General features: G+C 63.2%; 12 protein-coding genes. 6 read left to right on the top strand and 6 right to left on the bottom strand.

Annotated elements, in window-relative coordinates; all coding sequences use genetic code 11:
• Positions 1-520 precede the first annotated feature (520 nt).
• Positions 521-1,402, bottom strand: a complete 882-nt coding sequence (locus JC607_RS18520) for a LysR substrate-binding domain-containing protein (RefSeq protein WP_198838370.1) — start codon at positions 1,400-1,402, stop codon at positions 521-523.
• Positions 1,403-1,580: 178 nt separating this feature from the next.
• On the opposite strand from JC607_RS18520, the gene argH reads away from it, so the two are divergent.
• The 6 genes from argH (at position 1,581) to JC607_RS18490 (ending at position 9,230) form a co-directional block, all read left to right on the top strand.
• Entirely contained in the window at positions 1,581-3,104 is a 1,524-nt protein-coding gene (gene argH / locus JC607_RS18515; protein WP_198838369.1) for an argininosuccinate lyase, read from the top strand.
• Positions 3,105-3,305: 201 nt separating this feature from the next.
• Entirely contained in the window at positions 3,306-4,013 is a 708-nt protein-coding gene (locus tag JC607_RS18510) for an HAD-IA family hydrolase (protein ID WP_233093003.1), read from the top strand.
• 63 nt (positions 4,014-4,076) lie between these two features.
• Positions 4,077-5,687: an ABC transporter substrate-binding protein gene (locus tag JC607_RS18505; protein ID WP_198838368.1), complete on the top strand. Its 1,611-nt coding sequence runs from the start codon at positions 4,077-4,079 to the stop codon at positions 5,685-5,687.
• Positions 5,688-5,755: 68 nt separating this feature from the next.
• Positions 5,756-6,709: an ABC transporter permease gene (locus JC607_RS18500; protein ID WP_198838367.1), complete on the top strand. Its 954-nt coding sequence runs from the start codon at positions 5,756-5,758 to the stop codon at positions 6,707-6,709.
• A 5-nt stretch (positions 6,710-6,714) separates the two neighbouring features.
• Positions 6,715-7,551 (top strand): ABC transporter permease, encoded by an 837-nt coding sequence (locus JC607_RS18495; RefSeq protein WP_233093002.1) that lies wholly within the window; start codon positions 6,715-6,717, stop codon positions 7,549-7,551.
• A complete protein-coding gene (locus JC607_RS18490) occupies positions 7,551-9,230 on the top strand; it encodes an ABC transporter ATP-binding protein (protein WP_233093001.1) in 1,680 nt (559 codons plus the stop codon). The genes JC607_RS18495 and JC607_RS18490 overlap by 1 nt, the downstream gene beginning before the upstream one ends.
• Positions 9,231-9,259: 29 nt before the next feature.
• Here JC607_RS18490 and JC607_RS18485 read toward each other — a convergent pair whose 3' ends face one another.
• The 5 genes from JC607_RS18485 to JC607_RS18465 all read right to left on the bottom strand — a co-directional run bounded on the left by JC607_RS18485 (position 9,260) and on the right by JC607_RS18465 (position 14,199).
• Positions 9,260-10,174 (bottom strand): glyoxylate/hydroxypyruvate reductase A, encoded by a 915-nt coding sequence (locus JC607_RS18485; RefSeq protein ID WP_198838364.1) that lies wholly within the window; start codon positions 10,172-10,174, stop codon positions 9,260-9,262.
• Positions 10,174-11,550, bottom strand: coding sequence for an aspartate aminotransferase family protein (locus JC607_RS18480; protein WP_198838363.1), 1,377 nt, complete (start codon positions 11,548-11,550; stop codon positions 10,174-10,176). Before JC607_RS18480 ends, JC607_RS18485 begins: the two co-directional genes overlap by 1 nt.
• A gap of 18 nt (positions 11,551-11,568) precedes the next feature.
• A complete protein-coding gene (locus JC607_RS18475; RefSeq protein ID WP_198838362.1) occupies positions 11,569-12,450 on the bottom strand; it encodes a GNAT family N-acetyltransferase in 882 nt (293 codons plus the stop codon).
• A gap of 77 nt (positions 12,451-12,527) precedes the next feature.
• On the bottom strand, positions 12,528-12,893 hold the full coding sequence (locus tag JC607_RS18470) for a cupin domain-containing protein (RefSeq protein ID WP_198838361.1): 366 nt from the start codon (positions 12,891-12,893) through the stop codon (positions 12,528-12,530).
• A gap of 28 nt (positions 12,894-12,921) precedes the next feature.
• Positions 12,922-14,199, bottom strand: a complete 1,278-nt coding sequence (locus tag JC607_RS18465) for an FAD-binding oxidoreductase (RefSeq protein WP_198838360.1) — start codon at positions 14,197-14,199, stop codon at positions 12,922-12,924.
• Positions 14,200-14,215: the final 16 nt, after the last annotated feature.

Genomic DNA, 14,215 nt, shown 5'->3' with positions numbered 1-14,215 from the left:
GTCGCGCGAGCGATCGACGTTCTGCTCGCCAGTGATGCGGACGGGGAAGGGCGGGTGCAAGCTGCGCTCAGCTCATGGCCTCTCTCGTTGAGAAGGCGTATCTCTGCCCGTCTCTGGCGTGCTCAGCGCGACGAGAGCGCGCGCCAGATCGTCGCGAAACCATCGAGACGGGGTCAGTCTCACAAATACCGGCGCGTCCAGTCTCATGAATACCGCGCCAGAATCTCATGAACCCCGGCATGTTCTTCGACGAAGTGCTTGAATCTCACGAATTCCGGTCATCCGACAGCCGGATTCCGGGTCATTTTCGGGGTTCTGTAGCGCATCTCTCTATAGAAGAACAAGTAGCCCGATAATGCAATCTTATTGGATATATTCTGCTTGTGACACGGGCGGCGGATAAATTAACAAATTTTTCTATAAACGCCGATTCTGATCGATCATGCTCGCTGTATCTGCGGTGGCGATAGCGACCTGACTGGATCGGATGAAATCTGCGGATGCCCGGGGTACTGCGATTTCAGGCGGGGCTGAGGATAAGCCGCAATTCCATGGCCAATTGGGTGGCAAGCCGGGGGCGTGGACGATTTTTGGGGAATATCAGGCACATGATCAGATCGACTCTTGGCCGGAAGGGCCGGAAGATGACGTCTTTCAGCGGGTAATGCGTGACGGTTGCCAGATCGACCAGCCCGACACCGATCCCGGCTGCCACCATCAGGCAGGCGGTTTGCGACGAATTCACCTCGAGCGCGATGCGCGGCAGCTGGCCATTGCAGGCCTCGATAATCGCGGTTCCGGTCCGGGTCGAGGCGCCGGGGGCGATGATCGATTGCCCGACAAGATCCGCAGGCTGGATCATCTCCAGCCCGGCAAGCGGCGATTGTGCCGGCAGCGCGCAGAATACCTGAGAGCGCGAGATTTCCTCGACCTCGACACCGGGGTCAAGAACCGGCTGGTAGACGACGCCGATATCCACCTCGCGTCGAGAGACACGTTCCTCGATGGCGCGGGCCGAGGGCAGGGCTTGCAGCGTGATCCCGGCCCCCGGTGCACGGCGGTAAAGCGCGGCCAGGGCGGCGGGAAGGCTGGCATTCACAAAGGTCGGCGAGGCGGCGATGGCCAGCCGCCCGCTGCGCCCGGTGCGGATGTCGTCGATCGAACGGTTCAGCGTGTCGATCCGGCCGAACACCTCCTGCACATCGGCGAAAAGGCCGCTTGCCTCGGGCGTTGGGTGCAGGCGGCCCGCGATTCGCTCGAACAGGCGAAAGCCGATCTGGCTTTCGGCATGGCGCAGCACATTGCTGATCGCGGGCTGGGTGACATTCAGCATATGCGCCGCGCCGGTGACGGTGCCGGTCTGCATGATGGCATGGAACACTTCGAGATGTCGCAGATTCATCCTGGCCTCCGCCTGACCCATCACCTGAAGTGATATATGACCATTGAATCATCATTGGATACAAATGGGATCACCCGATAGCAAGGGCTGGTCATGCGCTCAGAACCTCCGAGGGGATCCCCGTGCTGCCAGCGCAGCCGGAGCAGAGCGCCATCAGCATTTTCTGCGGAGGCATCGGATGAACAAGCAAAACATCTATGGCAAAGTTGCCAAGGGCGAACCCTATCGCAAGGCGGGCGCGCGCCTGACCGAGGACGCAGAAGATGTGCAAAAGCGCACGAAACTGGGCGATGCCAGCCAGCAGCTGCGCGAATACGACATCTATCACCGCTTCGACAAAGCCCATGTGGTGATGCTGGCCGAAGAGGGGTTCCATTCCGGCAAGGACGCGAAGACCATCCTCGAGGCGCTGCGCCGGATGGAGGCCGCAGGCATCACCGAGACCCGCGCTGAAACCGAAGCGGGCGAGCATTCCGGCGAGGCCTGGCTGATCACCGAGATCGGCGAGGAAATCGGCGGGCGCATCCATGCCGGGCGCAGCTCGGGCGATTTCATGGCGGTGACCAGCCGCATCTTCATCCGCGAATTCCTGCTGAAGCTGATGGCGGCCTCGATTGAGTTGCGCCGCGTGCTGCTGCAACTGGCCGAGGAACATATCGACACGGTGATGCCCGGCTCGACCTGGTCGCAACACGCGCAGCCGACCACTTTCGCGCATTATGTCATGTCCTGGGAGGCCTCGCTGGAGAATGATTTCCAGCGGCTGAAGCAGCTTTATGACCGCGTCAATGTCAGCCCGGCGGGCAGCGCGATCTTCACCGGCTCGCGCTATCCGATCAACCGCGAGCGCACGGCCGACCTGCTGGGCTTTGACGGGGTGATCCAGAACACGCGCTATGCGGTGCTGGGCTTTGACGGCTGGCTGGGTGTGCCCGCCGAGGCCTTTACCGCGCCTGCGCTGATGATGATGAACGTCTCGGGCATCGCGTCGGAACTCTATCTCTGGTCGAATACCGAGTTCTCCTATGTCGAACTGGCCGACCGCTATTGCGGCACCAGCTCGATCATGCCGCAGAAAAAGAACCCCTATACGCTGATGTGGATCAGGGGGGCGGCGGCCCGGACCTATGGGCGGCTCTCGTCTTACATGACCGAGATGCATGATATGGCGATGGGCTATACCCGGCAGCTGGCGCCGACGCTGGATGATATCCTCGAGGCCACACAGATCATGACCGGGGTGCTGTCGTCGCTGACGATCCACAAGGACCGGATGCTGGAAAACGCCACCAATATGAACTGGATCTGCGCGACCGATATCGCCGATCTGATCGTGATCGAGAAAGGTCTGCCCTTCCGCACCGCGCATCAGATCGTGGCGATCCTGGTGCGGATCGGGATCAGCCGGGGGCTTACCCAGACCGCGGTGACCTCGGCGCTGGTTGATGAGGCGGCGATGGAATATATGGGCCAGCCGCTGAACCTTGGCGATGACGCGGTGCGCCGGGCGCTTGACCCGGCAAGCTGTGTCGAGGCCCGCCAGTTGACCGGCGGCCCGGCGCCTGCCCGCGTGCGCGAGGACATCGCCCGCGCCCGTCAGCTTGCCGCCAGGGATGAGGCAGGGCTTGGTGAGATGGCGGAACGGCTGAGCGCTGCGGCGGACCGTCTGGAAACGGCGATTGATACCCTGATCGCGGGCTGATCCGGCCAGGGCCGGCCTCGGGATGCCGGGGTCGGCCAAATCGCCAGGTATCGGCTGCGCCGGGCCTGCGCAGTAGAAAATGCTGCGCAGGCCCGCAATTCGATGATTTTTAGCGGTCCGAAGCCCGCAAACTAAAGCGAATTCGGCGCGGATCGAACCAGTCTGACGGGGTGAACGCTGATACAGCAACAGGAAGGTGAGATGGCTCTCAAACCGCTGAACGAGTTTCGCTACATGTCCTTCGATGTCGTGGGCACGCTGATTGATTTTGAAGGTGGCCTTGTCGGCAGCCTGACGGAAATCGGCCGGGATCATGGGGTCGAGGTTGATGCGGACCGCGCGCTCGATCTGTATCGCAGTGCCCGCTACATGCCCGATGTAGGGCATTTCCCCGATGATCTGGTGCGGGTTTACAAGGTGATCGCGGCGGATCTCGGCCTGCCAGCAACCGACGAGCTGGGCCAGCGGCTGCGCGATGCAGTGCCGTCCTGGAAGGCGTTTCCCGATGCAGCTGCGGCGATGGCAAAGCTCAAAACAAAATACCGTCTGATCGCGATGACCAATGCGCAACGCTGGGCGTTCGAGCATTTCAGCGCCGCCCTCGGCCACCCGTTCCATGCCGCTTTCACCGTCGATGACACTGGCACCGAAAAACCTGATCCGGCCTTTTTCGCGAAGGTGTTCGATTTCGTGGCGACCGAAGACGCGTCGAAAGACGACATTCTGCATGTGGCGCAAAGCCAGTATCACGATATCGGCGTCTCGCGTGATCTGGGGATGACCAATTGCTGGATCCAGCGCCGCCACGCCCAGAAAGGCTATGGCGGCACCATCGAGCCGAAGGAATTCACCACGCCCGACTACCACTTCACCTCGATGGAAGAGCTCGCGGCAGCCGCTATTGGCTGAGCGCCGGTGACACGACCGGCCTGCGCCATAAGCAGGCCGGAAATTCATAACAGGGAGAATGCGATGACGGAAAAGACTTCGAACTGGACCCGCCGCGATGACGCGATGGTCGAATCCATGATCCGTCGCGGCGCCACCCGCCGCGATCTTCTGCGTATGTTCATGGCGGGCGGCATGTCGCTTGCCGCAGGTTCGCTGGTGCTGGGGCGCGCCACGGCCGCTTTGGCCGATACCCCGGTGACCGGCGGGCATTTCAAGGCGGCGGGCTGGTCGGCTTCGACCGCCGATACGCTTGACCCGGCGAAAGCCTCGCTCTCGACCGATTACACGCGTTGCTGCGCCTATTACAACCGCCTGACCTTCATGGTCGAGGATGGCTCTGTCGAGATGGAACTGGCCGAAAGCATCGAGACCAAAGATGCGAAGGTCTGGACGGTCAAACTGAAATCCGGCGTCACCTTCCACAATGGCAAGACCTTTGATGCCGAGGATGTGGTCTATTCGCTGAACCGCCACAAGGATCCCGAAGTCGGGTCGAAAGCCGCCGCGATGGCGGGCCAGATCGCCGAAGTGAAGGCCGTTGATCCCACCACGGTCGAGATCACCCTTGCTGCGGCGAATGCCGACCTGCCGATCCTTTTGTCGATGCACCATTTCATGATGGTCGCAAACGGGACCAAAGATTTCACCACCGCAAACGGCACCGGCGCTTTCGTGTCGGAAGTCTTCGAGCCGGGCGTGCGCTCGATCGGCAAGCGCAACGACAATTACTTCAAAGCCCAAAAGGCCCATCTCGACAGCTTTGAATATTTCGGCATCGCGGATGAGACGGCGCGGGTGAATGCGCTTTTGTCGGGTGATGTGCAGCTGGCGGGCGCGGTCAAACCGCAATCGGTGCGGCTGATCGAAAGCCAGCCCGGTTTCGTCGCGCAGCGCAACGATGCGGGCAACTACACCGACCTCAACATCCGCCTCGACATGGATCCGGGCGACAAGGCCGGTTTCATCGAGGGCGTCAAATATCTGATGAACCGCGATCTTATGGCGAAATCGGCGCTGCGCGGCATGGCGACCATAGCCAATGACCAGCCGGTCTCGCCCGCGAGCCCCTTCCACAATGCCGATCTGAAGCCGCGGGAATTCGATCCCGAGCGCGCGAAATCGCTGTTCGAAAAATCGGGCCTTCTGGGCAAGACCGTGCCGCTGGTCACCACCGAGGCCGCGCCTTCGGCCATCGAGCTGTCGATGCTCTTGCAGCAGGCCGGGGTCGAGATCGGGATGAATTTCGAATTGCAGCGCGTGCCTGCCGATGGCTACTGGTCGAATTACTGGCTGAAAGCCCCGTTCCATGTCGGCCATATCAACCCGCGCCCGACGCCGGACACGCTCTTCTCGCTGCTCTACGCCTCGGATGCGCCCTGGAACGAATCCGGCTTCCGCAACGAGAAATTCGACTCGATGCTGGTTGAGGCGAGGGGCGAGCTGGACTTTGCCCGCCGCAAAGAGATCTATGACGAAATGCAGGTGATGGTCTCGAACGAGGCCGGCACCGCGATCCCGCTCTGGATGTCGATCATCGACGGCGTCTCGCCGCGCGTCAAAGGCCTGCGTCCGAACCCGCTGGGCAATCAGATGGGCTTTGCCATGGCGGAATATGTCTGGCTGGCAGACTGATCGCCTGTAACCCGCGTCTCCCGGCGGCCACGCCCCGGGAGGCGTTTTCCCGTCGCGAAAGGCCAGTCATGAACACCCAGATCCGGTCACTGATCCTTGCGCGTCTCGGGATCGCCTTAATCACGCTGATCATCGTCAGCTTCATCGTCTTTGCCGCGACCGAGATGCTGCCCGGCGACATCGCGCAGATCCTGCTGGGCCAAGCGGCAACGCCCGAAGCGGTGGCGGGCCTGCGCGAGGCGATGGGTCTGAACGATCCCGCCTTCCTGCGGTTCCTGCGCTGGATGGGCGGGCTGTTGCAGGGCGATCTGGGCAAATCCTACGCCAATAACATGCCCGTGGCCGATCTGATCGGCGGGCGGCTGATGAACACGTTGCAACTGGCGGCGGTGACAGCGATCTTCTCGGTGCCGGTGGCGCTGTTTCTGGGCATCACGACCGCGATGTATCAGGGGTCGGTCTATGACCGGGCAGTGAACTTCCTGGTGATCGGGGTGATCTCGGTGCCGGAATTCCTGGTCGCGACGCTGGCGGTGCTGGTCTTTGCGGTCTGGCTGCAATGGCTGCCCGCTTTGTCCTTCGCCAATGATGTCCAGAGTTTTTGGGAACTGCTCCGTGCCTATGCCATGCCGGTGATCACGCTGAGCTTCGTGATCTCGGCGCAGATGATCCGCATGACGCGGGCCGCCGTGATCAGCACGCTCAGCGCGCCCTATGTCGAGATGGCGCTCCTGAAAGGCGCGTCACGCCCCCGGATGGTGCTGCGCCATGCGCTGCCGAATGCGATTGGCCCGATTGTGAATGCGGTCGCGCTGTCGCTTTCCTACCTGCTGGGCGGTGTGATCATCGTCGAGACGATCTTCAACTATCCCGGTGTCGCGAAGCTTATGGTGGATGCGGTGGCGACCCGTGACCTGCCGCTGATCCAGACCTGCGCGATGATCTTCTGCCTGGGCTATCTGATCCTGATCACCCTGGCCGATGTAATCGCCATCCTGTCCAATCCGAGGTTGCGCAAGTAATGGCCATGTCCTTCCCCACCCCGCGCCGTCTCGGTTATCGGCTCAACCTCGTGGGCATGATCTCGGCTGCCGTCGCCCTGACCTGGGCGGTGATCGCGGTGATCGCCCCCTGGCTGACGCCCTACGGCCCCGGCGAAGTGGTCGATTTCGACTATTTCGGCCCGATCTCGGAACAGTTCTGGCTGGGCAGCGATTATCTGGGCCGCGATATGCTGTCGCGTATCCTGGTCGGCACCCGCTACACCGTCGGCATATCACTGGCGGCGGTGCTGATCGCCTGCTTCACCGGCGTTGTGCTGGGGATGACGGCGGCGGTGATCGGCGGCTGGTATGACACGATCCTGAGCCGCTTTCTCGATGCGCTGACCTCGATCCCGTCGAAGCTCTTCGGGCTGGTGGTGGTGGCGGGGATCGGCTCGTCTATCCCGGTGCTGATAGGGGTGCTGGCGGTGATCTATACGCCCGGCGCTTACCGTTTCGCCCGCGCCTTATCGGTCAATATCAACACGATGGAATATGTCACGGCGGCCCGCGCCAGGGGCGAGCGCACGCTCTACCTGATCCGCCATGAGATCCTGCCCAACATCACCGGCCCGGTTTTGGCCGATATGGGGCTGCGGTTCGTGTTCATCGTGCTTTTGCTGTCGGGCTTGTCTTTCCTGGGCCTCGGCGTGCAGCCGCCGAATTCCGACTGGGGCTCGCTTGTGCGCGAGAATATCGGGGCGCTGTCTTTTGGGGCGCCTGCGGTGATCATGCCCTCGATCGCCATTGCCACCCTGACGATCAGTGTGAACCTCCTGATCGACAACCTGCCCGTCAAGATCCGCGACAGGAGCGAATGATGCCGAACCTCGTTGAAATCAGGGATCTGAAGATTGGTGCGCGCACCGATTCCGGGCGTGAGGTGCAGATCATCAAGGGCGTCAGCATCGACGTCGCCGCCGGTGAGATCGTGGCGCTGATCGGGGAATCTGGTTCGGGCAAGACGACGATTGCGCTGTCGCTTATGGGGCATGTGCGGCCCGGGTGCTATTTCCAGGGCGGCTCGGTGACGGTCGCGGGCCGCGATATGGCGGCTTTGCGTGAAAGCGAGCGGGCAAAGCTGCGCGGAACCGATGTCGCCTATGTGCCGCAAAGTGCGGCGGCGGCCTTCAACCCGGCGATCAAACTGATCGACCAGGTGGTCGAGGTGGCAAAGATCCACAATCTGATGCCGATGGCCGAGGCGCGGGCAAAGGCGGTGGAGCTGTTCCGCGCACTGGCGCTTCCTGACCCCGATACGATTGGCGAGCGTTATCCGCATCAGGTCTCCGGCGGCCAGCTGCAACGGCTTGCCGCAGCGATGGCGCTGATCGGCGGGCCGAAGCTGGTGATCTTTGACGAACCCACGACCGCGCTGGATGTCACTACCCAGATTGAGGTGTTGCGCGCGTTCAAATCGGTGATGAAGGCGGGCGGCATGGGCGGGGTCTATGTCTCGCATGACCTCGCCGTGGTGGCGCAGATCGCCGACCGCATCGTGGTGCTGCGCGGTGGCGAGGTCCAGGAAGAGGGCACGACTGCCGCGATCCTCGACAATGCGCAGCATCCCTATACCCGCGATCTGCTGGCGGCGTTTCACCCCGTCACCCATGCGGCGGTGGCGCTTCCGGAAAGCGCCACGCCGCGCCCGCCCGCGCTGGAAGTACGGGGGATTTTCGCGGGTTACGGGCCTTTGACTGCCGAAGGACTGCCTGCAAAGCAGGTGCTGAAAGATGTCAGCTGCAAGCTGGAAAAGGGCCGCAACCTGGGCGTTATCGGCGAATCAGGTTGCGGGAAATCGACGCTGGCGCGGGTGATTGCCGGGCTCGTGGCGCCCGCCAAAGGCCAGATCCTGCTGGATGGCAAAGAGATGGCGGGCGATCTGAAAAAGCGCAGCAAGGAAGAGCTGCGGCGCTTGCAGATCGTCTTCCAGCTTGCCGATACCGCGCTGAACCCTTCGACGCCGATTGGCGACATCCTCGGCCGCCCGCTGACCTTCTATCACGGGATGAAGGGGGCCGCGCGCGATGCGCGCGTCGCGGAACTTCTCGACATGGTGCATCTGCCGAAGAACATGCGCCACCGGCTGCCCTCGGAACTCTCGGGCGGGCAAAAGCAACGGATCAACCTGGCGCGGGGCCTCGCCGCCAACCCCGAGGTGATCCTCTGCGATGAGATCACCTCGGCGCTGGATACGGTGGTCGCGGCGGCGGTGATTGAACTCCTGAAGGAATTGCAGCGCGAATTGCAGCTGTCTTATGTCTTCATCAGCCATGATCTGGCGACCGTGCAGGCGATCTGTGACGATGTGATCGTGATGAATGGCGGGGTGAATGTCGAAACCCTGCCGGCGGCGCAGATCATGGAAAGCGCGCAGCATCCCTATACGCGCCTCTTGCTGGCTTCGGTGCCGAAGCTTGATCCGGGCTGGCTCGACAGCCTCGCCGATGATCCGGCATTCGAGCGGGCAGGGCGCAGCTCGCTTTTGTCTCAGGTGTGAAAAAGCCCCGCAGCGGCGGGGCTTTTGCTTTAGTAACCGCGACTGCGGTCGACAAGGCCAGGCGGCGGATCGCCCCGCAGATCGGCCAGCACCCCGGCGACCAGATGCGCGGCGGCATCGCGGGCGCGGGTCTGGCAGGCGATATGCGGCGTCACCATGACGCGCGGATCACGCCAGAGCCAGTGATCTGCGGGCAACGGCTCGGGGTCGGTCACGTCAAGGAAGGCCGCCGAGAGCTGCCCGCTGTCAAGCGCACGGCGCAGGGCCGCCTCATCCAGCTGCCGCCCGCGCCCGAGCTGGACCAGCTTTGCCCCCATCGGCAGCAGCGCGAAAAGAGCGTCATCCAGAAAGCCCGTGGTCTCGGGCGTCAGCGGCAAGAGGCAGATCAGGATGTCGGTTTGCGCCAGAAATGCAGAGAGGTCAGTGAAACACTGCACCCCCGCGATCTCGCGCGGGCTACGCGCCCAGCCCGAGAGCGGAAAGCCAAAGGGCTTCAGGCTTTCCAGCACTGCCTGGCCCAGATTGCCCAGCCCCAGCACCCCGATGCGCCGGTCCTGGGGGGCAACATTCTGCCCCTCGATCCATTTGCCCTCCCGCGCCTGGGCGAGATAGGCGGGCAGATCCCGGTGCAGTGCCAGCACCGCCATGGTGGCGAATTCCTGCATCTGTTCGGCAATTCCGCCTGCCAGCATCCTGACCACGCCGACCCCCTCGGGCAGGGTGCCGAGGTCGAACTGATCGACCCCGGCGCCGGTGGAAAAGATCAGCCGCAGATTGGGATAGGTTTCTGCCAGGCGCACAGGCGCCTGCCAGGTGATCAGCCATTGCACCGCAGCCGGGCCAGGTGCGGTGCCGATATGAAAGGGCATATCGGGCAGTGCCTCGGCAAAGGCCTTGCGAAAGACCTCGCTGCGGGCGGGATCTGAAAGCGAAAGGATCGCCATCAGCGCAGAGCAGCCCGGACATCCGGGTCTTCCAGCGTCAGGTCCAGCACTTTGCGGGTGCGCTCGACGATCAGGTCGATCTCGTCTTCGGTGCAGCACAAAGGCGGGGCATAACCCAGCACACCCCAGGCGAAGGCGCGCAGGATCAGACCCTCATTCCAGGCGCGGTCAAACACCCGAACCGCCGGTTTCGCGCTGGCGGGCAGCGGCGTCTTTTTCTCTTTGTCGGTGACCAGCTCAACGGCCGCCAGCATGCCACGCCCGCGCACATCGCCAACCAGCGGGTGATCCGACAGGCCGCGCAGACCTGCCTGCAGCCGCGCACCCATCTTGCGGCCATTCTCGAACAGCCCGCCTTCGTAAAGATCAAGCGCCGCCAGCCCGACCGCCGCCGAAACCGGATGCGCCGAATAGGTCAGCCCGTGGCCGACCGTGCCCATGCCTGCGCCATCCGCGATGGTCTGATAGATCCGGTCCGACATGAAGACCGCCCCCATCGGCACATAGCCGGAGGTCAGGCCCTTGGCAGTCGTCACCATATCCGGAACGACATCTTCCTCGGCGCAAAGCAGCATCGGGCCGGTGCGGCCAAAGCCGGTGATGACCTCGTCAAGGATGAAGAGGATGTCCAGTTCGCGGCAGAGCGCCCGGATCGCCTTCAGCCAGCCTGGCGGCGGCACCAGCACACCGCCCGAGCCCTGGATCGGCTCGCAGTAAAACGCCGCGACATGCTCTGGCCCGCCGAGTTCTTCGACCTTGGCCATGAGCTGCGCCTTTGACGCGGCGATGATCGCCTCGGGGTCGCTGCCGGCGGGGTTGCGATAGGTGTCGTAAGAGCCGATCTTGTGCTGCCAGGAGAACGGCACACCAAATCCGGCATGGAACACCGGCAGCGCGGTCAGACCCGCGCCCACGGTCGAGGCGCCGTGATAGCCCTGGTCCAGCGAGATGAAATGCTCTTTCGTGGTCTTGCCGCGCGCGTGCCAGTAATAACGGGTAAACCGGACCGTGCTGTCGACCGCATCCGATCCGCCCAGCGTGAAGAAGACATGATCGAGATCGCCGGGAGCGGCCTGGGCGAGGCGCGAGGCCAGCCGGACCGGCGCTTCGGAACTGATGCCGAAATAGCCGGTGGCATAGGGCAATTCGGTCAGTTGTTTGGTGGCCGCGTCAACGATGCTTTGCTGGCCATAGCCTGCATTCACGCACCACAGCCCCGCGAACCCATCCAGCAGATCGCGCCCTTCGGCATCCTTCAGCCAGGCGCCCTTGCCCGAGGTCAGAATGCGCGCGCCCGCCGCCTCATGGCCGCGCCAGCTGGCAACGGGGTGGATCAGGTGGGCGCGGTCGAGTTCGACCAGGTTGTTTGCGAGCATGTCTTGTCTCCTGAGAGGTCAGCCAAGCGCCTGGGCGGCGAGGGCGAAACGTTGGTAGGTTCCGATAGGGGTGATGGGTGTCTTACCAGGGCCAGGGCGGGTCATCGCGGTGCCGCGACCGACCTCGGGCAGGCCAATCCGGGCGAGGGGGCCAGCCAGCGGACAATCCACGCCGGGGGCAGAAATGGTATCGATGCGCAGGAACCGCCCCGTGCTCTCAAAGGCGGCGAGGGCGAGGATGGCCGTGGCGGCCGCGCTGTCACGCGCGATCAGCGGCGCAAGCGCCCATCCCCGGCCAAAGGGTCGCAGGATGCCGAAGGCGGCAAGGCCGCCTGCATCTTCGACAATCGCAACCCGCGCTTTGTCGGGGATAGCCTGGAAAAAGATGTGACGATCTGCGCCCTGGGCCAGCTGGTCAAGCCGGGCAAGCTGCGCGAGATCAGGGGCATCACTCCATCGGGCAGCGGGTGCCCCCGGCACATCCGGAAAGGTGTCTGTGGTTGTAAGAGTGCCCTGATACTGGCGGATGGTGCCGGTCTCGGTAAAGCCAAGGCTTTGATAAAGCGGGAAACCTTCGGGTGTGGCGATCAGGCGCCATTCATCTTTCGGCGCAAGGTCAAGCAGCGCCTGCAACAGCCGCCGCCCCATGCCCCGCCCACGCAATGCCTGATCGACGATGATCATATTCGCCATCGAGACCGGGCCGAACGGGGTGCGCATCGCGGTGCCCAGCACCTCTCCGCCCGCGCCGGTCACGACAAAGCCCTGGCTGATCTGATGCAAAAGGCTCCAGTCCCCGGCCCGATGCGGCCATCCCGCCTGGCGCGAGAGCAAAAGCGCCCCGGCAAGATGGTCCCGGGTCAACGGGCGCAGTATCGGATCCATGATGCCGCCAGTCATGCGCGTATCCGCAGGTGTGAAACAGGGGGGAGGGCAGATGTGAAACCGGCCCTTCCCGGGTTATGCGTGGCGCGGCTTCAGCCGACGATCACATAGATCTTGCGGACGGTCTCGATGGTGCGCCAGATCCCCTTGAAGCCGGGCTTCATGATAAAGCTGTCGCCGCCGCGATAGGTGACCGGCGCATGACCGTCTTCCTCGATCTCGATATGGCCTTCAAGGATATGGCAGAATTCGAAAGTGGTGCCTTTGATGGAGATGGTCTCGCCCGGGGTCGCCTCCCAGATGCCGGTGCGGACCTTGCCTTCGGTGGCCTCCTCGCGCGAGGCATCGAGCGCCCAGGTCAGGAAGGAAGGATCGCCCGAGATCAGCCGGTCCGCTGCCGCTTTGGCAGGAACAGGCGTGGTGTCGGGGCGGGTGTTGACGGTGATGAGAAGCGACATTCTTTTGCCTTTTCAGATGCCTGAGCAATCAGCGGATCAGGTCGAGGAATTTGTAATACTGACCCACCAGCGGCAGGAACCAGGGCTTTCCGGTATGGAAGGGCACCGCTTGCCAGGGCAGGCCATCCCAGGGATTGCGGTTGATCCGGCCGGTGATCAGATCGGCCATGATCTCGCCCATATGGGTCGCCAGCTGTGCGCCATGGCCGGAATAGCCCATCGAGAAGTAAAGCCCGTCCGCCTCGCCCGCGCGGGGGTAACGGTCGGCCGTCATATCGACGAGACCGCCCCAACAGTAATCGATCTGGACATCGGCGAGATGCGGGAACACCTCGGCCAGCGCCCCCCGCAGGATCTTGCCGCTTTTGGCATCGGATTGCTGGTCGGACCGCCCCGAGAACCGCGCGCGACCGCCAAAGATTAGCCGGTTGTCGGGCGAGAGCCGGTAGTAGTTGCCGATATTGCGGCTGTTCACATAGGTGCGGTTGCCCGGCACCGTGCTGGCGATCTCGGCATCGGTCAGTGGGCGGGTCGCGATGATGAAGCTGCCGACCGGCACGATGCGGCGGCGGAACCAGGGGAAAGCGCCATCGGTATAGGCGCCGGTCGCAAGCAGTACCTTGTCGGCGGTCACATGACCCCGGGCGGTGTTCAGCTTCCAGCCCTTGCCATGCGCCTCGCGCGAGGTGACGGCGGTGTTTTCAAACACCACCGCGCCCCGGCGCGCGGCGGCTTCGCCAAGGCCTGTTACATAGCGCCCCATATGCATCATGGCGCTTTTTTTCTGCAAAAGCCCGCCGTGATAAGCCTCCGAGACCACTTCGCGCGCCAGATCGGCTTTGCTCAGCATCTCGACATCCTGGTCGACGTCTTCGCGCAACGCCGCGCCGATCCGGGCGAGATTGTCGTAATGCGCCGGTTTCGAGGCCAGCTTCAGCTTGCCCGAGCGGCGGAAGTCGCAGGAGATGCCCTCATCGGCAATGACGCGTTCGACGGTCTCGATCGCCTGGTCGTAAGCGCGATAGATGGATTTCGCCTTTTCGCGGCCAAAGCGGTCCCGCACGCCCAGATAGCTGTGCGAGACGCCGTTGTTCAGATGGCCGCCATTGCGGCCCGAGGCGCCGAAGCCGACCGAGCGTGCCTCGAGCACCACCACCGAGCGCCCTTCCATCGCCAGCTTTCGCGCGGCGCCAAGGCCGGTGAAACCCGCCCCGACAATCGCGACATCGTAATGTCCCTGTACCGGGCCCTGCGCGCCCGAGGCGAAAGCAGGGGCCGTTTCATGCCAGTAGGAAAGGAATTGCATCGGGGTGGCCTATATC

It is taken from the genome of Paracoccus sp. IB05 (genome assembly GCF_016405985.1).
Lineage (GTDB): Bacteria > Pseudomonadota > Alphaproteobacteria > Rhodobacterales > Rhodobacteraceae > Pseudogemmobacter.
The sequence above is the reverse complement of the archived record's forward strand: the minus strand, read 5'-3'. Positions and strand labels throughout refer to the sequence as shown.